The sequence below is a fragment of the Paenibacillus durus ATCC 35681 genome (assembly GCF_000993825.1).
In the GTDB taxonomy this organism is placed as follows: domain Bacteria; phylum Bacillota; class Bacilli; order Paenibacillales; family Paenibacillaceae; genus Paenibacillus_AQ; species Paenibacillus_AQ durus_B.
The window spans coordinates 5,325,517-5,352,313 of sequence record NZ_CP011114.1; the positions used below are offsets into that span (position 1 = coordinate 5,325,517).

Genomic DNA, 26,797 nt, shown 5'->3' on the forward strand with positions numbered 1-26,797 from the left:
ATATTATGATTGAAGCTGGATTTCCTTATTTAAGACCTATATTTATATTGATACAGCTTCGCTTGCTCATATGCAGATTAAAATCCTTGATTCGCATTCATATTGGCCCTCCTGCCGCTTGGTTTGTGACGTCCACTCAGGGGGCAATATCAATCTAGATACGTCCCGCCGCTCCTGTGCAGGGCGCTTAAGATTTGAGTCCTTGTCGCTATTGCTGCACACTGCCCCGTTAACCTAACATGGAACATGAAATCGGAGTCCATTTGGGCTTTTAACAGAGAGGAGGGAACATTAGCAGAGGGCAAGATGAATTCATCGACAAGGAGAGAGAAACCGAATGAAACGAAAAAAAACGAAGAAGAAAGCTATACCATTGCTGCTCGCAACTGCTGTTCTATTTTCAGGAAATGCCGTTTCACAGTTCTATCTCGCTCAACCTGTATTTGCGGATGATTTAGTTTTCCCGGTAGAAGCATTTAGACCGACCGATGACAGACCTCTTGATAAAAACCATTTGCAGCAGCCAATGACGGTTCAAAGCTTTGAGCAATTGGACAATGGCGTAAAGCTTAATTTAGGCGCGCAAGAGGCTTACATACGGATGCTTACATCCGATATGGCCAAAGTGTCGCTCTTGAACAAAGGCGACAAAGAATATACCTCTGTGGGGATCGCCAAAACGGATTGGTCCGCTCCTAAATTCAAAGTGAAGGAAGATGACAAGAGAATTGTCATTACAACCGACAGCTTGACCGTGGACATCAAGAAAAGCCCGTTTGGAATCAAATATATGGATAAAGACGGAAACGTCATTAACGAGGATGGGGAGCAAGGGATCGGTTACGAAAACGGGAAGCCTTACGTGTTCAAAAAGACCGATAACAACGAGAATTTCTACGGGCTGGGCGAAAAAACCGACGGTTTGAACAAACGCGGCAAGGAAGAAGGCATCTGGCATCAGGACCCGTTCCCGTATGAGTCGAAATACATTTACCAATCCGTTCCGTTCTTTATCGGGTTGAAAGACAAAAAGGCGTACGGCATTTTATTCGACAATACGTACCGCACTTATTATAACTTTGCGAAGGAAAGTGACGATTACTATTACTTCTACGCCGATGGCGGCAAACTGACCTATTACTTTTTCAATGGACCTCAGATCAAAGATGTCGTTGACCGTTATACCGATTTGACCGGCAAAATCCCGCTGCCGCCTGAATGGTCTTTGGGCTTCCATCAATCAAGCTGGGCTTATTCCCAAAATGACATGGAGGAAGTAGCCGCAGGGTATCGCGAAAAGAAAATTCCGGCAGATGGATTGTTTTTTGACATCGAATATATGGACGACTATAAAGCCTTTACGTGGGGTAAGAAAGTTCCCGACCCTGCAGGACTGGGCAAGCGTATGGAAGAGCAGGGTTTCCATCAAGTTAATATTTTCGATCCGGCGATCAGGGCCTTGCCGGGCTACAGCGTTTATGATGAAGGGACCGCGAAGGATCTCTGGGTTAAAAACCCCGATGGAACCAACTTCCTTGGCAAGCTTTGGCCATGGAATCCGTCGGCCCCGCCTTCTTCCGTTTATCCGAATTTCCTGAAAAAGGAAACCCGCGACTGGTGGTCGATGCAGTACAAGCCGTTCTTTGACACAGGCATAGACGGTATTTGGAACGACGTGAACGAACCGGTCAGTTTTATAGCCAAAGACCACTGGACGCTGCCGCTGGATGCTGTGCATGAGGATGATAACGGAGTCAAACATGCTCATGAAGAGGTCCATAACATTTATGCGCATTTGGAGGAAGAAGCGTCTTACAACGCATTCAAAAAACTCAAACCGAACGTCCGTCCGTTTGTGTTGACGCGTGCCGGATATACGGGAACGCAGCGTTACGCCGCAACCTGGACTGGCGATAACCACAGCACTTGGGAGCATCTCAGAATGTCGATTCCTATGAATGCCAATGTTGGATTGGCTGGTCACCCGTTTGTCGGCAATGACATCGGCGGATTCACCAAAAATAAACAATTGGGCGAAATATGCACGCCGGAATTATTTGCACGCTGGCTTGAGCTTGGCGCCTTCCTGCCGTTCTCTCGGGACCACTACAATAATGACGGTGACAGCCCGTCGGTTAAGCAAAACATTAATAGACAAGAACCGTGGCAATTCGGCAAGGACGTTGAGGATATTAGCCGCAAGTACATTTCCATGCGCTATGAATTGATGCCGTACCTGCAAAACGCGTTCAAGCAAGCGCACGAAACCGGAAATCTGATTCAGCAGCCGCTTGTATTCCAGTTCCAGGATGACCCGAACACCTATAACAACGAAGACCAATTCATGTTCGGCGATTCTCTGATGATTGCACCGGTTGTGGAGAAGGGCGCAACGTCCCGCAGCGTGTATTTGCCAACGGGCGTAAAATGGATCGACTACTGGACCGGCGAAGAGTTTGAGGGCGGCCAAACGATCACAAAACAAGCCGATCTCGGAACGCTTCCGATCTACGTGAAGCAAAACTCGATTATCCCGCGCCGCGAAGTCCAGCAGTATGCCGGCGAGAAAAAGCTGACGAATCTGATTCTCGATACTTATCTTAACGGCAATGCTTCCTACAGCTACTATCAGGATGATGCGACTACGGAGGATTACACGAGAGGCGAATTCAACGTAACCGATTTCCATGTGGACAACAAAGGAAACCACGTCGAATTTGATCAGGACAAAAAAGTTCAGAGTTACGCATCCGACATTCAGTCCTACACGCTGAAGCTTCATAACGCTGTAGAACCGAAGAAAGTACAAGCCGCAGAAAACAAATACGCAAAAGCAAGCAGCGTCGAAGACCTGAACAAGCAGGAAAGAGCTTACTTCTTCGATGCGAATGAAAACGTGCTGTATGTCAAAATCCCGGTAAACGAGGATCACAAAGTGAAGATTCAAGCGGATTCCAAAGGCAACTAATAGAGTTGCAGGCAAGGCGAACTACCGAAATACGGGTTGGAGAGTTCTCATCTCCAACCTGTTTTTCAAGTATACGATCAGTTTCTTACTAGGAGTGAAACCAAATGAAGCCGAAAAAGAAATGGGTGCCATTAATTTTAGCAGGTACAGTCCTTCTCTCAGGCAATGCTCTTTCACAGCTTTATTTTCCCCAAACAGTCTATGCGGAAGTCCAGCAGCCGGCGCCCGATACGCCGCTCAATAAAAACAAACTGCAGCAGCCGATGGCGGTGCAAAGCGTCAAGCAGTTGGACAATGGCGTCAAGCTTGATTTGGGCGGAGAGGAAGCTTATATCCGTCTGCTCACTTCCGATATGGCCAAGGTATCGATCTTAAACAAAGGCGAGGAAGAGTTTGTCTCTCCGGGGATCGCGAAAACGGATTGGTCTGCTCCCAAACTCAAAGTGAAGGAAGACGACAAGAGAATTGTCATTACTACCGACAGCTTAACGGTAGACATCAAGAAAAGCCCATTTGGAATCAAATATCTGGATAAAAACGGGAACGTGATTAATGAAGACGACATTAAAGGATCAGGTTATGAAGACGGAAAGCCATACGTGTTCAAGAAAACGGACAAGACCGAAAACTTTTACGGTTTCGGTGAGCAGACTGGCGGTTTGAACAAACGCGGCTACGATATCGGTATGTGGAATACGGACGCGTACTCCTATACGAAAGACACGAAATATGTGTATGCTACCATTCCGTTTTTTATCGGTTTGAAGGACCAAAAGGCGTACGGTCTCTTCTTCGATAATACGTACCGTGCTCATTTCAACATGGCAAAGGAAAGCGACGATTACTATTATTACTACGCTGATGGCGGAAAGCTGACCTATTATTTTATCAATGGTCCGGAAATCAAAGACGTCGTTGACCGGTATACCGATTTGACCGGGAAGATCAATCTGCCGCCGGAATGGTCTCTCGGTTTTCAGCAAAGCAAATGGGGGTATTGGCAGGATGATATGGTCAGGGTGGCCAAAACATTCCGCGAAAAGCAAATTCCCGCCGATGCGATGTACGCGGATATCGATTATATGAATGACTATCGCGTATTTACCTGGGGGCCGAAGTACTCTGATCCCGACAAGCTGAAAGCAGATATGGACAACCTGAATTTCAAATATGTTACAATCAACGATCCGGGTGTCAAAGTTGAAGACAGCTTCGATACCTATCAGGAAGGAACCAAGAACAACTTCTGGGTTAAAAATGCTGACGGCAGCAACTATGTCGGTTATGTTTGGCCGGGTGACTCCGTTTTCCCGAACTTCCTGAAAACCGAAGTCCGCGACTGGTGGGCGAAAAAGCATAAAGCGCTGTTTGACAAAGGGGTAGCCGGTATTTGGAATGACATGAACGAACCGGCCGTGTTTGGCGGTCCAGGCTGGTCCATGCCGCTCGATACCGTCTATGAGGCGGATGACGGAACTAAAAAACAGAACAAAGAGATTCATAATATCTTTGCCCATCTGGAAAATGAAGCGGCGTACGAAGGATTCAAAGTGAACAAGCCGAATACCCGTCCGTTCGTGCTGACTCGTGCCGCGTATGCGGGAACCCAACGTTACGCCGCCATTTGGACCGGTGATAATACAAGCAACTGGGATCATCTCCGTTTGACGATTCCGATGAATTCGAATCTCGGATTGTCCGGCGCAGCGTTTGTCGGCAACGACATCGGAGGCTTTGCAAAACCTACGGCGCAGGACCAACCAACGCCGGAGTTGTTTGCCCGCTGGATCGAAGTCGGCGCCTTTGTGCCTTTCTCCCGGGACCATTACAGTTGGGATAAGGAGCAGGAACCGTGGGCATTCGGCAAGGAAGTCGAGGACATCAGCCGGAAATATATTTCCTTGCGCTACGAATTGCTGCCTTACCTCTATAACCAGTTCAAACGTGCGCAGGAAAGCGGGCAGCCTGTACAGCAGCCGCTCGTCTACCATTTCCAGCATGATTCGAATACCTATAACAACGATAATCAGTACATGTTCGGCGATTCGCTAATGATCGCACCTGTAGTGAATCAAGGAGCCACGTCCCGCAGCGTGTATTTGCCGGCCGGCGCGGAATGGGTCGACTACTGGACCGGTGAAGAATTTGAGGGCGGCCAAACCATCACGAAACAAGCCGACCTTGGCACACTTCCGATCTACGTGAAGCAAGACTCAATCATTCCTCGCCGCGAAGTTCAGCAGTACACAGGCGAGAAAAAGCTGACAAATCTGATTCTTGACACTTACCTTGCAGGCCAGGCTTCCTACAGCTTCTATGAAGACGATGCCAAGACCGAGGATTATACAAGAGGCGAATTCAACGTAACCGACGTCCGTGTAGAGCGGAAAGGAAACCACATCGAATTCGAGCAGGACAAAAAGACGCAAAACTACGAATCTGATATCCAGTCCTACACGCTGAAGCTGCATGATGCCAAAGAGCCGAACAAAGTGCAGGCGGCTGAGGACAAGTACGCGAAAGCAAGCAGCCTTGACGAACTGAACGAACAAGAAAGCGGCTATTACTTCGATGCGCCGGCGAAAGTACTGTATGTTAAAATTCCTGCGAACGAAGGCCACAGAGTAAAAATCGATTAATCGTATGACATCAAATGAAAAACGGGTTGGAGACATTGTCGCTCCAGCCCGTTTTTTATGTTATGACCAGCTTTGGCAGCGAAAGGGCTAAAAAGTTTCTCACTCGATATTCGTATCCATTTCTATCCGAACGGAAAGATCTACGATATTCTGAAGAAGCATGGCGTCAACAGCACCATCCGTCAGGAGCAGGGAACGGATATTGATGCCGCATGCGGGCAACTTAGAAGCAAACAGATCCAAAGTCCATATTGCCAAGAGTAAAGGGAGTTGATGACATGGATCGATCATGTCTTCTTCCGTCCGCTTTGGTGCCGGGGATGGGGAGACTTATACGGCTAATTTTCCCATCTTCCTCCCCATTGACCCATTTCCATTAAGACGGATTGCAGGTCGCGCCCTTTGTCCGTCAAAGAATATTCGACAGATACAGGTACGGTTGGATACACGACACGGGAAACAATCTCATTTTCTTCGAAATGGCGGAGAATATCGCTCAATGATTTTGTGCTAATACCGCCAACATTCCTGCGCAACTCATTAAAACGCTGGGGACCGTTAAGCAGCTGACCGAATACGAGGAGAGACCATTTTCCGCCGAAAATAAACATCACTTTATTGACTGAGGCTACACACTCTTCAATCCTTGTGGGAGAATCCAATATAATCATCTCCTTCATTTAAGTAAGGCAGTTTATTGGGGTTAACTACGTTTAAAAATAATGCCTTCTTTCAATACTGTTCAGCACCAGTGTACAATAGTTTTGGGAGTTGTTAAAGGAATGATCTACCGGCCGGTTTCGTTCTTTCCCCTATGCTTGTTCCGTTAGAAGGAGGATATGATGAAATGAAAGCCATTCAGATTCAAGCTTATGGAGGAACCGAGGTTCTAAAAGTAATCGATGTTCCCCGCCCTGAGCCGGCCCCGGGAGAGGTTCTTATACATGTTCAGGCGGCAGGGGTCAACCCTGCTGATATTCATATTCGTTCGGGATTTGCAACGATGCCGCCGGAATATCGGCCGGCTAATGTTTTGTCGCTGCCGCGGATCCTGGGTTCGGATGTATCAGGGATTGTCGAGGAAATTGGACCCGGTGTAACGGCTTTTAAAAAAGGCGATGCCGTTTATGGCCTGATTCGTTTCCCCAGTGGGAATCCTGAAGGCGCGTACGCGGAATATATCTCGGCTCCGACTGAGGATTTAGCCTTGAAGCCGGAATCCATGAGCCATGTTCAGGCGGCGGCTTTGCCGATGACGGCATTGACAGCTTGGCAAGCGCTCTTTGATCACGCCAATATGAGCAAAGGCCAAACCGTCCTGATCAATGGCGCTTCGGGCGGAGTCGGGCACTTGGCTGTACAGATTGCCAAGGCAAAAGGAGCGCATGTCATTGCGGTTGCATCCGGAAGAAACGCGGAATTTGTGGAAAGGCTCGGGGCCGATCAATTTATAGATTATACGAAGACTGAGCTTGAAAATGCCGTGTCCGATGTGGATTTAGTCATAGATACGGTAGGTGGACCCAATGGTGGCCGCTTCATTGACGTATTAAAGCCGGGCGGAAGGCTGGTGCCCATATTCTACGGCACGTATCCCGCTGAGCGTGCCGCCGCGGCAGGCGTGACGGTCCGGGGCATGCAGGTTCACTCAAACGGATCACAGCTTGCTGCGATCGGACAACTCGTCGATGAGAAGTTGCTTCGAGTCGAGATTGAATCTGTATTTCCGCTGGAAGAGGCCGATCAAGCACACGCGCGAATAGAGAGCCGCCGGACCCGAGGGAAGATCGTTTTGCGGGTTGGCGATGAACTATAAGCTCCATGGCCCGATCTTTTGTCATCCTGATCCATCCTTGCAGCATGTGAATGATATGGTGAACCGTATCACAAATAGTGGTAAAGCGGAGGGTGGAGGTTAGTTTTAGTCTAAAGGATCTCTTCAATGTAAGTGAATAAATCAATGTCTTAGTAAGGCAAATGCCGATCCTGGCGACTGTAATTGAATTTCACTAATCACACATGCAAGCATGATTGATTCTTGCAAGCGGCTTTGTCTAATGTCGCCTAAGTCAACAATCGTGGACCAACCAAGGTCTTTAAGAAGAGCACTGACCTGATCTTTGGAACAATTATTGTTCCCGGATATAAACATGATGGGTGAACCTTCTTTGAACTTTGGATGAATCATGATCTTGTCGCTAATGGTATTGAGTGTTTTAACAACCTGACTTTCCGGCAACAACTTTTGGACAATTTCTCCTGCTGATGTATCGACAAGCAGTAAACGTGGTCCGTTGTCAAAATGTACGGCATTGCTTACATCAATGACCGTCTTATTTTTCAAATAGCCAGGATCGATGGTTTCAACCACATCTTTTAAACAGAACCACGGGAGTGCCGCAATAATGATCTCACCAAACTGGGCGGCTTCATCAAATGATGTTACGTCCCCCGACTTATCTACCTCTTGCTTCCAAAAAAAGTGTTTTGGATCATGGGGCTCTCGACTGCTGATTAATACATGATGACCTGCCAGAACTAATCCTTTGCCTAAAATCTTGCCTACATTTCCCGCCCCAAGAATACCAATGTTCATTCTCATCCGCTCCTCTCTACGGGTGATTATATGAACTTTAAGTCTTGTGAACAATTAGGCACTTTTTAGTATCCAAATGTTTGATTATGTTATGGTGTATAATGTTGGTAAAAGTGGGGTGAGAGAATGCCTGTCCAGCTAAATGACTGCCCGGTAGAGGTCGTATTATCTATGTTAAGCGGGAGATGGAAAATCCCCATATATCGGTACTTATATAAAAATTACAAGCCAGTACGTTATAGCGAATTGCTGCGGCATCTTCCATCAATTTCGAAAAAAATACTAACAGAGCAACTTCGCGAGCTTGAGCGTGACGGAATAATTGAAAGGAAATCATATCCGGAGCCTCGACCAAGAGTAGAATATATGTTGACTTCGTCAGGACGATCAATGATTGTATTTCTTGATAAGATGAGTGAGTGGGGTGAAAAGCACATCCTACCGAAAAAAGAGTAATATTGAAATAAATCCAGATGCCTCAAAAAATAGAAAAATATCGCCTATCTCCGATGTAAAAATCGTTTTGGAGATAGGCGATATTTTCTTTTATATACCTTCTTCAATGGGAATGATAAGTCAGCCTTTGAATGCTTTGCAGCTTGCACGAATATTCAGCTCCGTTGGAACGAGAACCTTTTTGGTCAACGTACGTTGACCCTCTATTCGCTCAATCAGCGTCTGTATAGCTGCCTGCCCCATATATTCGGTGGGGATTTGGACAGTTGTCAGATGAGGGGTGGTGTATTGTGCCATTTGGTGGCCGTCTAAACCCACGATGCTGAACGTCTCCGGAATCTGAATATTTTTCTCCTTGAGGAAGTCCAAAACTCCAAACGCTATAGGGTCATTAGCTATAAAAAAAGCTGAAGGAAGAGGCCCATCGTGAAGCGCGCGTTCCATTAACTTGTATCCGCTCATAAGATTTTCCCCCAAATATATCCGAGACGGTTTAAACTCTGGAAACTTAGACATATATCGCAGAAAGATTTGATCTCTCCGATCCTCCATGTCCAGATCCTCATTCTCAGTGCCGCCCATATAACCGATGTCACGATGTCCCAGATCCACTAAATAGTTTAACGCCGAGTGGATGGCTCTTTTCGTATCGAACCAAACACTGTCGTATTTGTTATCATTCGGACATCTTCCAATGATCAGAATTTGCTCTGTGTTCAACACGGATACCATAGCTTCGATTTCTTCATTCGTATAGTTTCCTTGAATAATGGCGCCATGTAAATTGTCAACGGATACATTTGAGAAATTAAATACATTCACGATGTCAATTTCGTATTGTGAGCAGATTTTATCGATGCCGTTTCGAACAGAAAAGTGGAAATCATTCTCTAAGTGGCTGTTGAAAATGGTAGGTTTGTATACGAGAGCTAACCTGTAATATTTCTTGTTGTAACGCTCCACAATCGTTTTATATCCCAATTGCTTGGCTGCTTCCAATACTTTTATTCGAGTCAGTTCAGAAACGTTAAACGATTGATCGTTATTGAGTACCCGAGATACTGTGGTCGTAGAAACATTTGCGAAACGGGCGATATCTTTCATTGTAGCCATAGGGATCAAACTCCTAAATCTATTAGTAATTTATTTACTTAATACAAATCCATTATAGTTTATTCTTGGAAAAATGAAAGCCTGAATATACGATTTAAATCGATTTAACTAAATATTAATAAGATTATTGATTGAAGTTTACACTTGAATAGTAAATTTATAAACTGTAAGAAGTAAATATATTACCTTTTTTATGTTTGCATTTTACTAAATTGAGGGGATGAAAACCAGATGAAAATGTTCAAAAAAAGAATGATGGCGACAAGCGCAATGGTACTGATCTTAGGGGTGCTGTCCGCATGCGGAACTGCTGCTCCCACTCAAGACGCAGTCAATAAGCAGTCGGCAAGCCCCGCGGCGAACCAAAAGAAAGTTGTCATTTATACAAATTCCGGCGGTGAAGGCAGAGGAGAATGGGTTCAACAGGAAGCAGCCAAAAAAGGATTTGATGTGCAAATCGTACAGGCCGGAGGAGGAGATATCGCAAATCGACTGATTGCCGAGAAAAATAATCCGGTCGCCGATGTCATCTGGGGACTCAGCAGCATTGACTACGAAAAATTCAAAAAACAGGACATGCTTGAAAAGTACCGTCCTTCCTGGACGGATAAAGTCGATGCAAGATTGAACGATAGTGAAGATTTCTATCATGCCACCGCGAAACAAGCCATTTTAATGATGTACGATAAGAATGTTTACACGAAGGAAACGGCGCCGACAGATTGGCCCGACCTGTGGAACAAACCGCAGTATCAAGGCAAATACGCCATCTTGGCTCCAGGCGGAGGAACAGCGAGAACCGTTCTTGTGGGGATTCTGATGCGGTATAAGGACCCGAACGGTGAATACGGGATTTCAAAACAAGGCTGGGACGAATTGGCTAAGTTTTATAAGAATGGGTACCAATTGAAGCAAGGGGAAGATCTCTTCCAGACCTTAGCGAAGAAAGAACAGCCAATCAGTCCGATTTGGTCCAGCGGAATAGCAGGTTTCGAGCAGGATTACAACATGCAAATGGACATTGTATCCCCGAAAATCGGGGTGCCTCATGTCGTAGAATCGGTTGCGCTTATCAAGGGCGCGAAAGACGCCGAAGCCGCAAAAGAATTTATCGAGTGGTTCGGCACCGCCGAAGTTCAAGGTGCGTTTGCGGCAAAATTCAGCTACCTCCCTGCCAATAAAGATGCATTGAAGGATGCTCCGCAAAATGTGAAGGACATTGCCGACGCCGTTACGGTGCAGGACATTGATTGGAAATTCGCATCTGACCACATCGAAGAATGGGTGCAAAAAGTTGAATTGCAGCTCAAGAAGTAAGGGTCCAATTTGCCGGTTCCATATGGATATTCGCTCTGCGAATATCCATATTTCTTAACCTACTCTGTGCAAGGGGATAAGATCATGATTGAATTTCAGAATGTCGAAATTAAATACAATGATTTCGTCGCGTTGGAGTCGATGAGCTTCACGGTAAACCAAGGCGAATTTTTCACTTTGCTCGGACCGTCCGGCTGCGGGAAAACGACAACGCTCCGAAGCTTGGTCGGATTCATCATACCCAGCAAAGGCAAAATTATGGTGGATGGTAAAGACATTACGCACCTTCCCGTCGAACAACGAGGGATCGGTATTGTTTTCCAGAGCTACGCGCTCTTTCCGACGATGAACGTCTACGAAAATATCGCTTTCGGACTAAAAGTTCAAAAACGGCGCAAAGAAGAAATTCATGCCATCGTTACGGAGATAGCGAGGAAAGTCGATTTGAGTGAGCAGCAGCTTTACAGGAATGTGTCCGAATTATCGGGCGGGCAGCAGCAGCGGGTTGCGATCGCAAGGGCGCTGGCTTTGAAGCCGGATATTCTCGTCCTTGACGAACCGCTCTCCAATCTGGACGCCAAACTGCGCGGGCAGATGAGAGCGGAGTTGAAAAGATTGCAAAGAGAATTCGGCATTACCACGATTTATGTCACCCACGATCAGGAAGAAGCCTTGACGCTCTCCGATCGCATAGCGGTCTATAACAAAGGGAAAATCGAGCAAATTGGAACGCCTCACGAGATTTACAACAAGTCGGCTTCACGGTTCGTCTGCGAATTTATCGGCGATATCAATATGCTGAATGAAGCGGCATTGCGGCAGGTCAGTCAGCAAACCGGGATGAATTTCGATTTGTCGAAGCCCGGCTATATCAGACTGGAGCGAATTTCGACGTCTCCCTTGTCGGCCGTCGCCAAACCGGTTTGTTTACAAGGTGTCGTGTCCGAGAATGATTACAACGGGATCTATACCAAATATACGTATAGTATGAATGGCGGCTTAATCCGAAATATCGAAAAAAACGATGGATCCCTTCTCTATAGCAACGGGCAAGAAATCCGGTTGTTTTTGAATGCCGATGATATTATGCAATTTTAGAGGTGGGCGAGATGAATAAAATGCACGCAATGAAACGATGGTTGAGCCCTTCCAAACTGACAGGAATCGCAATCGCGCTTTTTCTCGTATGGTTTATTTTCGCTTTTCTGGTGTATCCGAATGTGAGCCTGCTCCTGAAGACATTTCTGAAGGACGGCACGTTCACGGCCCAGCCGTTTCAGCAATTATGGCATTCCGCCAAGGCGATGAAAAGCCTGTTAAACAGCTTCATTCTGGCCTTTTCCTTGATGATTACCGTCAATATCGTGGGTATCTCGATCGTTCTGCTTACGGAATACTTCGATGTTAAAGGCGCAAAAATCGTAAAACTCGGGTTCTACACCACCTTAATCTGCAGCGGGATTATTCTCGTCACAGGCTACGAGTATATATACGGACCGACCGGCGTTGTCACCCATTTGTTAGTGAGGCTGTTTCCGGAGCTGGATCCGAACTGGTTCACCGGATATGGCGCGGTACTATTCGTCATGACATTAGGCATCACGTCAAATCACGTGATCTTCCTCTCTTCAGCATTAAAAAGAATCGATTACCAAACGATTGAGGTAGCCAGAAATATGGGAGCTTCCGAATTCAGCATTATTACACAGGTGCTGCTCCCGGTGCTGAAGCCTTCGCTGATCGCCATCACGATTTTAAACTTTTATACCGGCATTACCGCTTTGTCCTCACCGCTGATCCAGGGGGGAGACAGCTTCCAGTCGATCAACTCGATGATTCTGGTTTTAGCCGGGAGTGAATATTCCAGAGGCGTTGCCGCCGCGTTGTCCATCATTCTCGGAGTGGTTACGTTTTTCGTATTCCTCTTCCTGATGCGAAAAGAAATGAAAGAAAATTATATCGCTGTCTCGAAAGTGTCTTCCAAACTTCAAAAGAAGAAGATAAGGAATAAACTGGCCAACTTCCTTGTTCATGCTGCAGCTTACTTGTTATTTGTGATCTATGTGCTTCCGGTGGCTGTCATTATCGTCTTTTCTTTTATGGATTCTTCTAGGGCCTGTACGCAAACTGTACAACTCGTAGAAATCTAGTAAAATAAGGAACATGAGACGAAGATACGAGTTAACGGATGAAGAATGGAATATACTTGAACCCCTGTTGCCCCCGGCCCGAAAAAAACAAGGAGGACGTCCGCCTAAGGATCGGCGCCAGATGCTCAATGCGGTGCTCTGGGTAGCTCGAACGGGAGCGCCATGGCGAGATTTACCGGGTTATTATGGCCCTTGGTCTTCCGCCTACAGTTTTTTCTGGCGATTGCAGAAAGCAAACCTTTGGGATGAAATATTGAAGCATGTCGCCATCGAACCGGATTGGGAGCAAGTGATGGTCGATGCCACCATCGTCCGCGTCCATCAACATGGAGCGGGCGCAAAAGGGGGCAGGACCGGCAGGCCATCGGGCGTTCGAGCGGAGGATTAACCACTAAAATTCATGCGATGGTGGACGCGCTCGGCTATCCGCTGCGTTTCGAATTGACGCCAGGACAAGACCACGATTCGGTCACCGGCTATCGACTTCTTCATGAATTGGACTTCTGCCCGGGCGAAGTGTTGGCTGATCGCGCCTACGATACGAACGCCATTCTGGAGCTTTTGCAAAGCCGAGCGATCACTCCGGTGATCCCAAGCAAACGCAATCGGCGGGTAAAGCGTCCGTTAGATTCTGAAGCGTATAAAGAGCGACACTTAATCGAATGCTTTTTCAACAAAGTGAAAAACTATCGAAGACTGGCGACCCGCTATGAAAAAACAGCGAATATGTTCATCGCTTTTTTGACGTTGCTTTCCATTCGTTTATGGCTCAAATAGGTTTGCGTACAGGCCCTAGTTTCAATAAAGGGATAATTTCGCTCGATCGATTCACGCTTTCCAATTATTACTATGTGTTCAGCCAACCGAACGGGTACAAGCCTTATTTGGTCAGTTTGATTTATTGCCTCGGGGCTTCCGTATTGGTCGTGGTTCTCTGCATGATCGTCGCCCGAATTTTGCATAAAAGCAAGAACAAGCTGGTTATGAAAACGTTGGAGTATACGATGCTGATTCCCTGGTTCCTGCCGCATTCGATGATGGCGCTTGGCTTGATCTTCACTTACAATACGCCGCATTGGCTTATGGGCAATTATGTGCTGGTTGGAAGCGTCTGGCTTATGCTGCTTGGATTTATCGTCATTCAGATCCCCTTTTCCATCCGTTTGATCAAAGCATCGTTATTCGGGATTGACGGCGCCTTGGAAGAAGCGTCCAGAAGCATGGGAGCGAAGACGTTGTATACGTTCAGAAGAGTCATTCTGCCGATCATATTGCCGACAGCCATGGCGGTAATTGCCCTTAATTTCAACAGTCTGCTTGTGAACTACGACGTGACGGCCTTCTTGTACCACCCGTTACTTCAGCCCCTCTCCATCGTCATCACAAGCAGCGTTTCGGAAACTCCAGGCAGCACGCAGGTCGATACGAGAGCAGTTTCCATGGTTTATTCGGTTGTTATCATGATCATTTCCTCCATTTCGCTCTATGCGATTTATGGAAGAAACAGCAAACATTGAATAGGAGATATTGGCTAATGAACACCATTCATCCGAATCACTTTGATCGCATGTATTCCGAGTTTAACAATCCGAACGGCCGAGTCATGGTGATCGCCCATCGCGGCGACTGGCTTAATGCACCTGAAAATACAGTGCCGGCCATTATCAACGCGATCGATTTAGGCGTCGATATGATCGAGATCGACGTGCGAAGGACACGTGACGGCAAACTGATTCTCATGCACGATGAAACCGTGGACCGAATGACGAGCGGAAGCGGAGCTGTTGCGGAGCTCAGTTATGATGAACTGCTGTCGTTGCAAGTAAAGCAATCGGAAGGCGGGGAGTCGGCGGAGTTAACCGGTGTGCATATCCCAACACTTGAGGAAGTCATGAAGCTTGTGAAAGGCAAGGCGCTTATCAATTTGGACAAATGCTGGGATATCCGGGAAGAGGTTTATCAGGTCCTGCTGGACACCGGTACCGTGAATCACGGCTTGTTCAAGAGCGATGCGGAGCTGGATGAAGTCGCGGCATTCCTGGAATCAAAGGCGATTCGCCCCGAGTATATGCAGATCATTCAGGCAAGCAATGCATATTTGCTTCATGACCCGGATGCCTTGCTAACCCGAATCAAGCCGAAGGCGGTGGAGTTCGTTTTTGAGGATGAGACCAGTCCGTTTTCGATTGAAGAATCGTTCCATATGTTTTCCGGCAAATGCAGACTCTGGATAAACACGATGTGGGATTCTCTATGTGCGGGGCACTCCGATGAACAATCGTTGGAAAACGCTGCAGACGGTTGGGGATGGGGAATCGCCAGAGGGGTGAATATGATTCAAACCGATTATTCGCGGCAATTATTGAATTATTTGCAGAAGTGATGTAAATAAATAGAAATTATTCAACAAAAAAAGCCTCGGGAACCAAATTCCTTGGGCTTTTCATATGGAATAAGAAACAGTTTATACTTTTTTTCCCAAATCACCTATATTGATCATACAATAATTCAATAGAAGGAGAGCGGAATATGGACGGATGGAGTCATTTATTACAGGGAAAACTCGGGGTTTGGGTAGAAAGGATCTTTGGAAAGGGGTATCATCCGGAAGAGGCAGTGCAGCTGCGCGGCGGAGCGCAGAAGATCGTTTATTTGGTTCGTTGTTCGAACGGCTTTCGTTTTATTCTGTATGTTTGGGATTTGCGGATGAACTACTTTCGGGAAGAGCTGGAGCAAGAGGAACCATCGGAACCCCTATCCGGTTACGGGGGGAAACCATTTCAAACGGTTAACGCCTGTCTGAGGAACCTACAGGTTCGTACACCGGAACTCTATCACTTTGAACCGGGAGGCCTTGAGGGCGAGGCGGATTTCGCATTTGTCGAGTACATCGATGGAAAAGAAGCCTCGGATTTCTTTCAAGCTGATCCCGAAATTCAAGATCAAGTATTCCAACCTCTTGCCGGGATGCTGAACAGAATGCATCAACAAACTAGGGCACATTGGGGGAAACTACATGAACCGATACCGGAAGCGCCTTCCGGGTGTCATTTACCCATGCTAACAAATGCTTACCGGCAGCTGGAGTATTTGTCCGCTAATATTTCGGAATTTCAGAATCATCACGGCAAGTTTGTTCAAGTAATAGAAGATTTAGCTGCAAAAATCGTAACAAGATCGTGTTACAGCTTTATCCATGCTGAGCTGGGACCGAACCATGTTCTCGTGGACAATCAGTTGCGTCCGTGGCTGATCGATATCGAAGGTGCCTTGTTTTTCGATCCTGAATACGAACACAGCTTCATGGAGTTCCGGTTCGACAACTACAGGCGTTACTTGAAGCATACTCAGCTGGACCCCCATAGGATGGCTTTCTATAAGCTGTATCATCATATTTCCTACAGTGCTGGTCCCCACCGGTTGCTTCAAAGAGGATATCCGGACGCAGAATTAGTTAAACAAATCATGGAGTTTAATATGCAGAGTGCCCTTCAGATGCTTTGAAACATTGGAAGACTTTATCTCCCGCGTGCGGGGGGAAACTGAGCGGCCAGCTTCTCCGCAAGTAAGGACACATAAGCATTGTCATCTGTTTGCTGTAAATGAGACACTTGGTAATACTTTTTAGCAATATAGTACCCGAAGATTCCGTTGAAGAAAGCATCGATGGACATGCGTAATTCTTCTTCATCTATCACTGCTAGCTTTGGTTTTAATAGAGTCACTAGTTCCTGTGTTCGTTGTTCGAAAAATCCTGCTAACGGAGCTTTTACTTCATTATCGTCAACAAACAGAACAGAAAAGGATAGTCGTAAGAACGAATCATCTTCATTGATGTATCGAATTAACTGTCTCCCGATCACATTCAGTGTTTCTACAGGATCCTCTTGTGCTTTTGCAAGTTGAATAAATTTGATATTTTCAAAAGTAAGCATGTCGACGATTGCCTTCACCAGGTCAATTTTACTTGGGAAATAATAATAAAGTAACGCTTCGTTCATGCCAACTTCCTTAGCGATCTCCCTCACACTGGTACCATGGTAACCTTTTTGAGTAAAAATATGCAATCCTGCCTGCAGAATAGAGTTTCTTCGTTCCTCGGCATGCATGGTTTTTTTTCTTGGCATAATGTTCCTCCCGATTTAGGTGAAAAAATCCTATTGTATTTCTGACCGGACCGTGCCAACCGCTTGTCCTTGTTGAGGTTTCTCAAAATGTGGCAGCGATTTCGAAGTAAGCATGCCAGTAGCATCAAACAACGATTGTTCGTATTGTTTCAGCAGGTTTCGTTCTTCTAAAGATAACATTCCGTCAGAAAAGAAGGGATGCAAGTACTTGAACTGATAATCATAATGGTCATGGTTAGGCACAATAATCAGATCTGGCTTTGCTTTGCGTAATTGATTTACGCTGTTTACTGATTGGACATACTGAGACACTCGCTCCTTATTCCCAGGTATGAACGACCAGATCTGGTCCACAGCTAAATGTCTAATAGTGTATAGACAATCCCCAGTCAAGAACAATTCATATTCTCCCATATTCAGCAATAAGCTGCTGTGTCCTGCAGAGTGTCCAGGCGTCGGAACCATAACGATACTTCCATCGCCGAATATATCATGGCTCGTGGCAAACCCGGGAACTGAACCGGAAGTGAAGTCAATAAATTCCCAGTTTTGTACCATCGCGTAGGACGATTCAAAATAAATCGGTCGAAAACCGAGTATCTTCTCAAACCGTGCTTGCCATTCCTTAAGGGAGACGAACGTTTTGGCACTTTTAAAATACTGCAACCCTCCAACATGATCCTCGTGCAGATGGGTTAAGATAACATGTTGAATATCTTCACATCGATAACCTAACCGCTCCAGTTGATAAGGCAACTCCTGCTCATGTGACAGAGCATACTCGTCGTCATCTGTTGTAGCACCAAATATTCCTTTATAGTACTCCTTGTGCCGATGGGTCTGATCCCAACTAATTCCCGTGTCCACAAGAATGGGTCCGATGCTCGGATGCTCGATTAAATAGGCGTGAATGGGTACTTCGATAAAGTGGCTTTTGTCTGTGGCCATGTGCCAAAATGAGCCGATTCCGGTCCATCCTTCTTTTCCGCTGTAAAGCTGTCCATAAGGAAGTTTGGTCGAGCCGGTTTGTAAAATGTGTAGTTTCATTGGGTATCTCCCCCACATTATTTATTAAACGTTCACTAAAATAATTGTATGAGCTCGATTTTATTTTGTCAACAATAACCAGCCCTGACTGGATGAAATAGCACTGTAGATTTTCCTTGACAATAGATGACGTGTCACTTATTATCGGATATAGATGATACATCATTTAATTACGAGGAGAGAGAAACATGAGCCAAACTAAAATCCATGTACTACACACTGGAAGTGTCAATGTTGATCGTGCATTGCCGTTTAAGGAGAAAACCCTTCACCCATTGCCATTCTCGGGCTGGCTGCGTCCCAAGAGCTGGAGAATGTGGGTTCCCGTATCCGCCTATTTGATTGAGCACCCGAAGGGGCTTATATTAATTGATGCCGGCTGGCATGAAGATATGCGCGTGGACGTGCGCAAGCATCTGGGCTTCTTGGCAAGCACCATGATCACGGGAATATTGCCTCCAGGACAATCCATCAGAGAACAACTGCAGCGTTTGGGATATACGGATAAGGATCTTGATCTTGTCATTATGACACATCTACATTCCGACCATGTCAGCGGACTCAAACAGGTTGCCGGCGCGAAGCGTGTTATTGTTTCTGATTTAGAGTGGAATGCGGCGCAAAAAGATGGCAACTATATTAAATCCATGTGGGAAGGCGTGAACATGGAAAAGTTCGAGATGAAGTCTATCCCTCACGGACCTTACAAGAAAGGCTTGGATCTGTTCGGGGATGGTACGATCTACCTGGTACTTACACCGGGACATAGTGTAGGTATGGTTTCTTTACTTGTCAAAACCGATGACGGCTGGGTCTTGCTTGGCAGCGACGTAGGGTATGCAAGAAAATCGTGGGAACAGCACATACTGCCGGGTGTGACGACAAGTGTGGAAGAAGCGGATAAATCTCTAAGATGGCTGGGCGAATTTTCCAAAAGGGACGATTGCAGAATGGTCATTGTCAACCACGATCTCGAGATTGCACCTCAAATCATAACTTAAAAAGGTGTGATAATGGACATAATGAGGGGTTAGTGGCAAGTTCCGGATATGGATGAGTACTTTGCCGGACAGAAATGAAAATAACCCCTTAAAAAGGGGGTGGTCACTAAGCGTGACTGCATAAAAAAAGAACCTGATAAAGCAGGTTCTTTTATATTGCCTATATACAGACACAATGATATAATCAAAGTGCATTTTTTTGATAAAAATATTCAAAGTTAACTCATCTTACAATTTAATTGTACCATGCCCCTAAACTCTTGTCAAATGCTTTTCTCAATTTAATTTTAGGAGAGATGTTGAATGAGTTGTTTGGTTCTTGATTTTCAGGAAATGGATGAAACACAGCTTTTGCTCGTTGGCGGGAAGGGGCTGCATTTAGGGGAATTATCAAAAATGGAAGGAATACAAGTACCAGAAGGCTTCTGTGTTACAACGGCGGCCTATCAAGCAGCCATCGAACATAACGAAACTTATTATGCTTTGCTGGATCGACTAACCCCGCTAAAAGTAGAAGATCGAGATCAAATTGGCGAAATTAGCAGGAAAATCCGACAAATCATTATGGAAGCAACAATTCCTTCCGGAGTTGTGGAAGCAGTTACTCAATATCTCTCCCGGTTTGGTAATGAACATGCTTATGCGGTGCGTTCTAGTGCGACTGCCGAAGATCTGCCGCATGCCTCTTTTGCCGGTCAACAAGACACCTATTTAAATATCATCGGCCAAGAATCAATCATGCAGCATATCAGCAAATGTTGGGCTTCCCTGTTCACGGATCGCGCGGTAATCTACCGTATGCAGAATGGATTTGACCATAGTCAAGTTTATCTATCCGTTATCGTTCAAAGGATGGTTTTCCCGCAGGCCTCAGGGATTTTATTTACCGCTGATCCGATTAATTCCAACCGAAAGCTGCTATCCATCGATGCCAGTTTTGGGCTTGGAGAAGCTCTGGTCTCCGGCTTGGTATCTGCCGATTGTTATAAAGTGCGGGAAGGGGAAATCGTCGAGAAGAGGATAGCAGCCAAAAAATTGGCTATTTATGGACGAAAAGAAGGCGGAACAGAGACCCGGCAGATCGATCCCGATCGGCAAAAGATTCAAACCCTTTCTGAACAACAAATTTTACAACTGGCACACATCGGAAGACAGATCGAAGCTTATTTTGGATGCCCGCAAGATATCGAATGGTGTTTGGCTGATGATACCTTTTATATTGTCCAGAGTCGGCCGATCACGACGATATACCCGATCCCAGAAGCGAATGATCAAGAGAATCACGTCTATCTATCTGTTGGCCATCAACAAATGATGACAGATCCCATAAAACCATTGGGATTGTCTTTTTACCTGTTAATTACTCCTGCACCTATGCGTAAAGCCGGTGGGAGGTTGTTTGTTGATGTTGCATCTAGGCTGGCTACACCTGACGGCCGGGAAGCTTTATTAAATACCATGGGATCCGATCCGCTTATACAAGGCGCACTCATGACTATAATAGAGCGGGATTTTATAAAATTGTTACCAAATGATCAAAGAGCACCGATTCTGGGCAGAAGTAATACAGATATGCTGGCACAATTCGAGAACGATCCGACAATCGTTTCTGATTTGATTAAGCGTAGTCAAACCTCGATAGAAGAGTTAAAACAAAACATCCAAGCGAAATCAGGATCGGATTTGTTCGATTTTATTCTGGAAGATATCCAGCAATTAAAGAAGATCTTATTTGACCCACAAAGTACAGCTGTGTTTATGGCTGCTATAAATGCTACATCATGGATCAATGAAAACATGAACGAGTGGTTAGGCGAAAAAAACGCAGCAGATACGCTTTCTCAATCTGTACCAAACAATATTACTTCGGAAATGGGTCTGGCGCTGCTGGGTGTCGCGGATGTGATTCGTCCATACCCGGAAGTCATTGACTATTTGCAGCATGTGAAAGAAGATAACTTTCTGGATGAACTGGTTAAGTTTGATGGAGGAAGGGAAACCCGAGACGCTATCCATGCTTATCTCAGCAAATACGGAATGCGGTGTGCCGGAGAAATCGATATTTCGAAAACTCGTTGGAGCGAAAAACCAGCATCACTTGTCCCCATGATTCTTGGTAACATCAAGAACTTTGAGCCAAATGCCGGCAATCGGAAATTTGAGCAAGGGCGGCAGGAAGCTTTAGAAAAAGAACAAGAGTTATTAGATCGATTGAAGCAATTACCGGACGGTGAACAAAAAGCGAAAGAAACCAAACGAATGATCGACCTCATCCGGAATTTCATCGGCTACCGGGAATATCCAAAATACGGCAAAATAAGTCGCTACTTCGTTTATAAGCAGGCTTTACTGAAAGAAGCCGAACAACTCGTTCAAGCTGGCGTTATCCATGACAAAGAAGATATCTACTATCTCACTTTTGAAGAACTTCACGAAGCCGTACGCACCAATAAAGTGGATTACCAGATCATCACCAAACGAATAGACGAGTACAAATGTTATGAAAAACTAACTCCCCCGCGTGTCATCACGTCTGATGGTGAAACACTCTCCGGTGAGTACAAACGAGAAAATTTGCCGACTAATGCGATTGTAGGTCTACCTGTTTCTTCCGGAGTGATAGAAGGAAGAGCGCGTGTCATTTTAAACATGGAAAATGCCGATCTGGAAGATGGAGATATATTAGTCACTTCCTTTACCGACCCTGGCTGGACACCATTGTTTGTATCTATAAAAGGTCTAGTCACCGAAGTTGGCGGACTGATGACCCATGGAGCAGTTATCGCGCGTGAATACGGCTTACCGGCAGTTGTCGGGGTGGAAAATGCCACCAGACTGATCCAAGACGGGCAACGAATTCGCGTGAATGGAACAGAAGGGTATATCGAAATTTTAGAACGGCATTGAGCAAAATGAGGTCAAAGAAGGGCCGTCCTCCAAAGGATGGCCCTAAAACTTGCACAGTGCTGCTAATTCACGGGATTGACAATAAGCGGGAAAAGATATACTTTAATAATGAGTGAGTTACTCATTCATTAAATTCACCTTCTGAAGGAGTTGCAAATGATGAGTAAAAAGAACATCCTGCCGGATTTATTACTGCGTAAACGTAATCGGCGTAAAAACGCAAGGCTGCTTCAGGTTCATACGCCGAATCGTATCGTTGAAAGCCGTTATGTTAAAATCGGCGGTATCGACCAATGGGTAACCATACGGGGAGAGGATTATCATAATCCCGTTCTATTGTTCATCCATGGCGGACCAGCTTCCCCGTACTCCATTTTCAGCCCGTTATTGCGTTCGTGGGAGAAACATTTCATAATCGTTCAATGGGATCAGCGAGGCGCCGGCAAAACGTTCACTAGGAACGGAAAAGACGTAAGTGGTACGATCACCTTCGACCGCCTTGCTCAGGACGGCATCGAGTTGGCGGAATATCTGTGCAACAAACTCCGGCATCGGAAAGTGATTCTCATCGGCAGTTCAGTAGGCAGTCTGATTGGAATTATGATGGCTAAACAGCGTCCTGACCTGTTTTATGCGTATATCGGTACAGATCAAAATGCTCCGGATCCTCAGCATCAAACGTATAAAGTGACACTCGACGCTTTCCGTAATGCAGGCAATGCGAAGGGAGTTCATTTGGTCGAGAAAATGGGGCCGGATCCCACGCGATGGAGCCGCAAAGATTTCGAACTGAGGAATCAATATATCGTTAAAGCGATCAAGGATGTGCCAAATATGATTATGGACCTCATGTTACCCTCTATGCTCTCTTCCCCTGAACACAAGTTCAGCGATCTCATCGATATCTTCAAAGGGATGAATTTCTCCCTTGGCTGCCTATTTGACGAGTTAGCGGCTTTTGACTTCGACAAGGTTGGACTGTGCTTAAAATTGCCTTTCTTTATTATACATGGCGATAAAGATATTATAACGTCAACAGCAACGGCAAAAGCATACTTCGACAAGATTGAAGCTCCTTTTAAAGATTTTGTACTGATTCGGAATGCTGGCCACCTTGCGTGTTTTGCCCGGCCCGAACAATTCCTAGAGGAACTTATTAATCGGGTACGTCCTCTAGCGACCGCAACAGAGAACGAATTGCCGAGGTGATGAATTTAGAGATTTCGTGGTACTATGAGGATAATTTCTTAATAGGATTGGAGATTGAGGATAATTGTCCCCATTAAATAAACACCAACTGAATCAGATCCGCGACGAACGCAGAGAACAGATTAAGCAAGCGGCGCTCAAACTATTTGCCCGGCGCGGATACTCGGGAACGAAAACGAGCATGATCGCTGCGGAAGCCGGTATCAGCGAAGGCCTAATTTTCCGATACTTCAAATCCAAAGACGAGCTTTTCACCACGCTCGTTCAGGAGTTAATGGAAGAGGCGAAGAAGGAAACCGAGAACCTTCAATATTTGTCAGGCTCTCCCTTTGATCAAATCAAGACTTTAACCCAAGGCATGCTAGACGAGAGCAGTAAATATGCATTTATGCTCATTCTAAGGGCACGCAAGACGAGGGAAATTCCAGAGGAGGCCGCACGGATTCTTGAACAATATTCAGTGGATGTTGTACTCGACAGGCTGATTCCAATCTTTGTTCAAGGGCAGCATGCTGGAGAATTCTCCTCGGGAGATCCACGGAAGCTGTTGGCTTGGTACTTTTACATCATCAATTGTCTTATTATGGAGGAAGTTGAGAAGGAAGAGTACGGGTTACCGGATGTGGACTTCTTAATGCGATTATTGACAAACGGGAAACGCTAGTTCAATCATTTCAAATGATAGAGCTATCTACAAAGGATGGCCCCAAAACTTGCCGTTAAAGACAGCACGGTGAACCGTATCATAAACGGCAGCAAGTTTTCTTGTTGAAATCTATGCAAAAGGCGCGGATAAAGTTTTGGACGGTACACCTACATAAAATCAAAAAAATAACGGATCACGTGGAAAAAGACCGGCGAGGTGTAGGTCAGGCTGTCGACCCGGCTTAAGTAACTTTTTTTCAACGCATCGAACTTATCGTCATCGCCGATTAACAAATCCCGCTTCAGTACGGAAACGGTTAAGCTGCCGAAAAAACCGCTTAGGCTGATCAGCATGCCGGAAAAGATACCGAAAGTCAGGTCAAGCGGCGTCAGGTAGGGGTAGATCAGATAAGATGCCGCTGTCGTTACGAGAAATGCGCATGCGAAGCCTTCCCAAGTCAAACTCGGGTTGGCGGTCGGGACGACCTTCCGTTTGCCGAAATAGATTGATGCCAGATAGTTTACAGCATCGCCAAGCTGCGTCAGCACCACCAGAAAAAGCACAAGACCCGCTCCGTACTGCGGTGTGGCAATTTGGAAATAGGCCAGGTGGCTAAGTCCGAAAACCATTAGCATGAGTCCCCATTGGGCCTGGCTGACGCTGCGCAGAAAACCGACCGTTCCTTTGTTGATCAACCTAGGGAGCGGAAGGAACAAGAATACATAGATAGGAATGAAGACAATAAACATCCCGTACCACCCGATATAAATCCAATAGAACTGCACGGGAATCGACAAATACGCCCATAGAAACAGTCTGCGGTCGGCTTTTTTTGACTTGATCATGGAAAAATATTCCTTCAGCGCGAAGAAGGTGAGCACCATTAGGGAAAGGAGCGAAACGGCCGGGTTAAAAAGGGTAGCCAAGCAAAAAATGAGAAACATGCCCCACCAGGTCTTGATGCGAAATCCAAGTCCCGTATAGTCTTTGTCCGGCTGTATTCTGCCCATCCCATAATACAGGAGATGGATGACGGATAAGCCTGCAAAAATAAGAACCATCGTTAATAGCGAACTGTTCACTGCCAATCACCAACTTGCCCAAGGGTAAGATTCCATGAAAGGGATCTTATGTTATTATGAAGGAAACGTTCGAACTTGATAAGGGGAAAATTTGTAAATGGAAGCTGATCGATCGGTCTTTATCCTGCTTACGAATACCGGAACACTTTTTACGAAAATCATTCAAGGCTATACGAAAGCGCCTTACAATCACGCCTCGATTTCCTTCAACCGGGAGCTTTCGGAGCTGTACAGCTTCGGGAGAAAGCATCCGAGCAACCCCCTGAATGGCGGATTTGTGAAGGAGGATCTCAAGACAGGCACATTCAGCAAGTATCCGAATACGACGTGCGTCATCTACGAGCTTCGAGTAACAAGCCGGGAAGTTGAGAAAATGAAGCGGGTTCTGCAAATCTTTATCCGAAGCCGCCAAAAGTACCTCTATAACATTCTGGGCTTGATCGGCGTCGCGCTAAAAGAACCGGTCGAATTCAGCAACTCCTACTTTTGTTCGCAATTCGTCGCGGAAATTCTAGAGCGGTCCGGTATAAAGCTGTGGAATAAGCTGCCCGCGCTTGTTACACCGGATGATTTTCGGCAAAACGACCGTCTGCATTTGATCTACGAAGGGAAATTAAGCGAGTACGAGCCGGAGCTCTGAAAAGGAGTGCGGCGGATTCCTTAACCTTCGAGTATCCAGTTGAAAGGGGAGAGAAAATGGTTCATGCAAAGGATGTCCTTAGCAATCAATTATTAGCCAACGCTAATGACCCGAGCTGGTATATCCCGTTCATGCAGGCGGCCCGGGATATCACGGAGGAAGAAGCCTTTTGGAAGCCTGACCCGAACAGCAGCAGTATCGCTGAGCTTACCCAGCATCTGCTGTATTGGAATGAAACGTGGCAGATCAGGTACCAGCAGCACCGGATGGACGCTGTACCCCCTGTTGGAGATAACAACAACAGCTTTGTCATACCGGAAAACACTACATTTCGCGACTTGAATGCAAAACTTCTAGATGTGCTTCTAGGGTGGCAGAAGCTGCTGACCGAAGAAAGCCTCGAAGCCGGAGTGACAGGATTTCCAGCACCGGCTAAATGGTGGGAGATCATCAGCAACGCAGCGACCCACAATGCCTATCATATTGGGCAAATGGTCTATATCCGCAAGCTGTGGAAGGCAACGGTGAGGGAATAAGGTGCCCGGGTTAGTGATTCCGGACAGTAATCGGCTTGTCCGAATTGGGAGACGGACTAAGAAAGCGCAGATCCAGCTTCGTTTGAACTTTTCAGGCCGGATCTGCATTTTTTAACTATTCTTTCGAATGTGCCGCTTCGTCCTTTACTTCTTCCCGAAAGCCTTTAATACTCTCTTTACGGCGCTCATTCTTATCTTCGATTTGCTTGCGTTCCTCGCTGCTGATTTCAGAGGCAAATTCATCTAAATAGTCTTCAGCTTCATGAAGATTTCTCTGTGTATTCTGAATACTTTGCTGTAAATGCTCAACATTGTCTTCCCGATTATCCGGTTTTGCCATTCGTTATCGCCTCCTGGAGTTTA

At 46.0% G+C, this 26,797-nt stretch carries 23 protein-coding genes and 2 pseudogenes; 18 read left to right on the forward strand and 7 right to left on the reverse strand.

All coding sequences use genetic code 11. From position 1 onward, the window contains the following. The first annotated feature begins 337 nt into the window (after positions 1–337). From VK70_RS24880 to VK70_RS29155, 3 genes and pseudogenes are all read left to right on the forward strand, one after another. Positions 338–2,968 carry a glycoside hydrolase family 31 protein gene (locus VK70_RS24880; protein ID WP_046723905.1) on the forward strand — a complete coding sequence of 877 codons (2,631 nt, stop codon included), beginning with the start codon at positions 338–340 and terminating at the stop codon, positions 2,966–2,968. Between the two features lie 104 nt (positions 2,969–3,072). After that, entirely contained in the window at positions 3,073–5,607 is a 2,535-nt protein-coding gene (locus VK70_RS24885) for a glycoside hydrolase family 31 protein (protein ID WP_025695852.1), read from the forward strand. A 141-nt stretch (positions 5,608–5,748) separates the two neighbouring features. Beyond that, positions 5,749–5,871 (forward strand): annotated as a pseudogene (locus tag VK70_RS29155) (23S rRNA (adenine(2503)-C(2))-methyltransferase RlmN); the annotation flags it as partial. A 74-nt stretch (positions 5,872–5,945) separates the two neighbouring features. On the opposite strand, the gene VK70_RS24895 reads toward VK70_RS29155, so the two are convergent. After that, positions 5,946–6,269 (reverse strand): winged helix-turn-helix transcriptional regulator, encoded by a 324-nt coding sequence (locus tag VK70_RS24895; RefSeq protein WP_025695854.1) that lies wholly within the window; start codon positions 6,267–6,269, stop codon positions 5,946–5,948. 185 nt (positions 6,270–6,454) lie between these two features. Between VK70_RS24895 and VK70_RS24900 the strand changes: the two genes are divergently transcribed. Next, complete coding sequence (locus tag VK70_RS24900; RefSeq protein WP_025695855.1) at positions 6,455–7,423, forward strand: NADP-dependent oxidoreductase; 969 nt, start codon at positions 6,455–6,457, stop codon at positions 7,421–7,423. Between the two features lie 141 nt (positions 7,424–7,564). Here the strand turns inward: VK70_RS24900 and VK70_RS24905 are convergent, their stop codons facing one another. Then, entirely contained in the window at positions 7,565–8,203 is a 639-nt protein-coding gene (locus VK70_RS24905; protein WP_025695856.1) for an NADPH-dependent F420 reductase, read from the reverse strand. Between the two features lie 171 nt (positions 8,204–8,374). On the opposite strand from VK70_RS24905, the gene VK70_RS29625 reads away from it, so the two are divergent. Beyond that, positions 8,375–8,659: a winged helix-turn-helix transcriptional regulator gene (locus VK70_RS29625; RefSeq protein WP_411431713.1), complete on the forward strand. Its 285-nt coding sequence runs from the start codon at positions 8,375–8,377 to the stop codon at positions 8,657–8,659. A gap of 120 nt (positions 8,660–8,779) precedes the next feature. Here VK70_RS29625 and VK70_RS24910 read toward each other — a convergent pair whose 3' ends face one another. After that, complete coding sequence (locus VK70_RS24910) at positions 8,780–9,772, reverse strand: LacI family DNA-binding transcriptional regulator (RefSeq protein WP_025695857.1); 993 nt, start codon at positions 9,770–9,772, stop codon at positions 8,780–8,782. Between the two features lie 231 nt (positions 9,773–10,003). Here VK70_RS24910 and VK70_RS24915 point away from each other — a divergent pair, with 231 nt between their 5' ends. The 7 genes and pseudogenes from VK70_RS24915 to VK70_RS24950 all read left to right on the forward strand — a co-directional run bounded on the left by VK70_RS24915 (position 10,004) and on the right by VK70_RS24950 (position 16,743). Continuing rightward, positions 10,004–11,089, forward strand: coding sequence for an extracellular solute-binding protein (locus VK70_RS24915; RefSeq protein ID WP_051505083.1), 1,086 nt, complete (start codon positions 10,004–10,006; stop codon positions 11,087–11,089). Between the two features lie 84 nt (positions 11,090–11,173). Continuing rightward, positions 11,174–12,187 (forward strand): ABC transporter ATP-binding protein, encoded by a 1,014-nt coding sequence (locus VK70_RS24920; RefSeq protein ID WP_025695859.1) that lies wholly within the window; start codon positions 11,174–11,176, stop codon positions 12,185–12,187. 11 nt (positions 12,188–12,198) lie between these two features. Beyond that, positions 12,199–13,239, forward strand: coding sequence for an ABC transporter permease (locus VK70_RS24925; RefSeq protein ID WP_052756041.1), 1,041 nt, complete (start codon positions 12,199–12,201; stop codon positions 13,237–13,239). Positions 13,240–13,252: 13 nt separating this feature from the next. Then, positions 13,253–14,016: pseudogene (locus VK70_RS28115) on the forward strand (IS5 family transposase). Between the two features lie 149 nt (positions 14,017–14,165). Beyond that, positions 14,166–14,756, forward strand: coding sequence for an ABC transporter permease subunit (locus tag VK70_RS24940; RefSeq protein ID WP_233277863.1), 591 nt, complete (start codon positions 14,166–14,168; stop codon positions 14,754–14,756). 17 nt (positions 14,757–14,773) lie between these two features. After that, positions 14,774–15,622 carry a glycerophosphodiester phosphodiesterase family protein gene (locus VK70_RS24945; protein ID WP_051505145.1) on the forward strand — a complete coding sequence of 283 codons (849 nt, stop codon included), beginning with the start codon at positions 14,774–14,776 and terminating at the stop codon, positions 15,620–15,622. A 146-nt stretch (positions 15,623–15,768) separates the two neighbouring features. Continuing rightward, complete coding sequence (locus VK70_RS24950) at positions 15,769–16,743, forward strand: phosphotransferase (protein ID WP_046723910.1); 975 nt, start codon at positions 15,769–15,771, stop codon at positions 16,741–16,743. A 14-nt stretch (positions 16,744–16,757) separates the two neighbouring features. Here VK70_RS24950 and VK70_RS24955 read toward each other — a convergent pair whose 3' ends face one another. Continuing rightward, on the reverse strand, positions 16,758–17,366 hold the full coding sequence (locus tag VK70_RS24955) for a TetR/AcrR family transcriptional regulator (RefSeq protein ID WP_025695473.1): 609 nt from the start codon (positions 17,364–17,366) through the stop codon (positions 16,758–16,760). Between the two features lie 30 nt (positions 17,367–17,396). Further along, complete coding sequence (locus VK70_RS24960; protein WP_025695474.1) at positions 17,397–18,413, reverse strand: N-acyl homoserine lactonase family protein; 1,017 nt, start codon at positions 18,411–18,413, stop codon at positions 17,397–17,399. 188 nt (positions 18,414–18,601) lie between these two features. Here VK70_RS24960 and VK70_RS24965 point away from each other — a divergent pair, with 188 nt between their 5' ends. The 4 genes from VK70_RS24965 (at position 18,602) to VK70_RS24980 (ending at position 24,194) form a co-directional block, all read left to right on the forward strand. After that, positions 18,602–19,414 (forward strand): N-acyl homoserine lactonase family protein, encoded by an 813-nt coding sequence (locus VK70_RS24965; protein WP_025695475.1) that lies wholly within the window; start codon positions 18,602–18,604, stop codon positions 19,412–19,414. Positions 19,415–19,717: 303 nt separating this feature from the next. Then, the gene (gene ppsA, locus VK70_RS24970) at positions 19,718–22,321 is read left to right on the forward strand and encodes a phosphoenolpyruvate synthase (RefSeq protein ID WP_025695476.1); all 2,604 of its coding nucleotides are present in this window, start codon (positions 19,718–19,720) and stop codon (positions 22,319–22,321) included. Positions 22,322–22,477: 156 nt separating this feature from the next. Then, positions 22,478–23,530 (forward strand): alpha/beta fold hydrolase, encoded by a 1,053-nt coding sequence (locus VK70_RS24975; RefSeq protein WP_233277737.1) that lies wholly within the window; start codon positions 22,478–22,480, stop codon positions 23,528–23,530. A gap of 64 nt (positions 23,531–23,594) precedes the next feature. Further along, on the forward strand, positions 23,595–24,194 hold the full coding sequence (locus VK70_RS24980) for a TetR/AcrR family transcriptional regulator (RefSeq protein WP_046723914.1): 600 nt from the start codon (positions 23,595–23,597) through the stop codon (positions 24,192–24,194). A gap of 149 nt (positions 24,195–24,343) precedes the next feature. Here VK70_RS24980 and VK70_RS24985 read toward each other — a convergent pair whose 3' ends face one another. After that, positions 24,344–25,258: a phosphatidate cytidylyltransferase gene (locus VK70_RS24985; protein WP_046723916.1), complete on the reverse strand. Its 915-nt coding sequence runs from the start codon at positions 25,256–25,258 to the stop codon at positions 24,344–24,346. Positions 25,259–25,355: 97 nt separating this feature from the next. Between VK70_RS24985 and VK70_RS24990 the strand changes: the two genes are divergently transcribed. Beyond that, complete coding sequence (locus tag VK70_RS24990; RefSeq protein WP_046723918.1) at positions 25,356–25,898, forward strand: hypothetical protein; 543 nt, start codon at positions 25,356–25,358, stop codon at positions 25,896–25,898. A gap of 56 nt (positions 25,899–25,954) precedes the next feature. Beyond that, positions 25,955–26,434, forward strand: a complete 480-nt coding sequence (locus VK70_RS24995) for a DinB family protein (protein ID WP_046723920.1) — start codon at positions 25,955–25,957, stop codon at positions 26,432–26,434. A 115-nt stretch (positions 26,435–26,549) separates the two neighbouring features. Here VK70_RS24995 and tlp read toward each other — a convergent pair whose 3' ends face one another. Beyond that, on the reverse strand, positions 26,550–26,774 hold the full coding sequence (gene tlp / locus VK70_RS25000) for a small acid-soluble spore protein Tlp (protein WP_046723922.1): 225 nt from the start codon (positions 26,772–26,774) through the stop codon (positions 26,550–26,552). Positions 26,775–26,797: the final 23 nt, after the last annotated feature.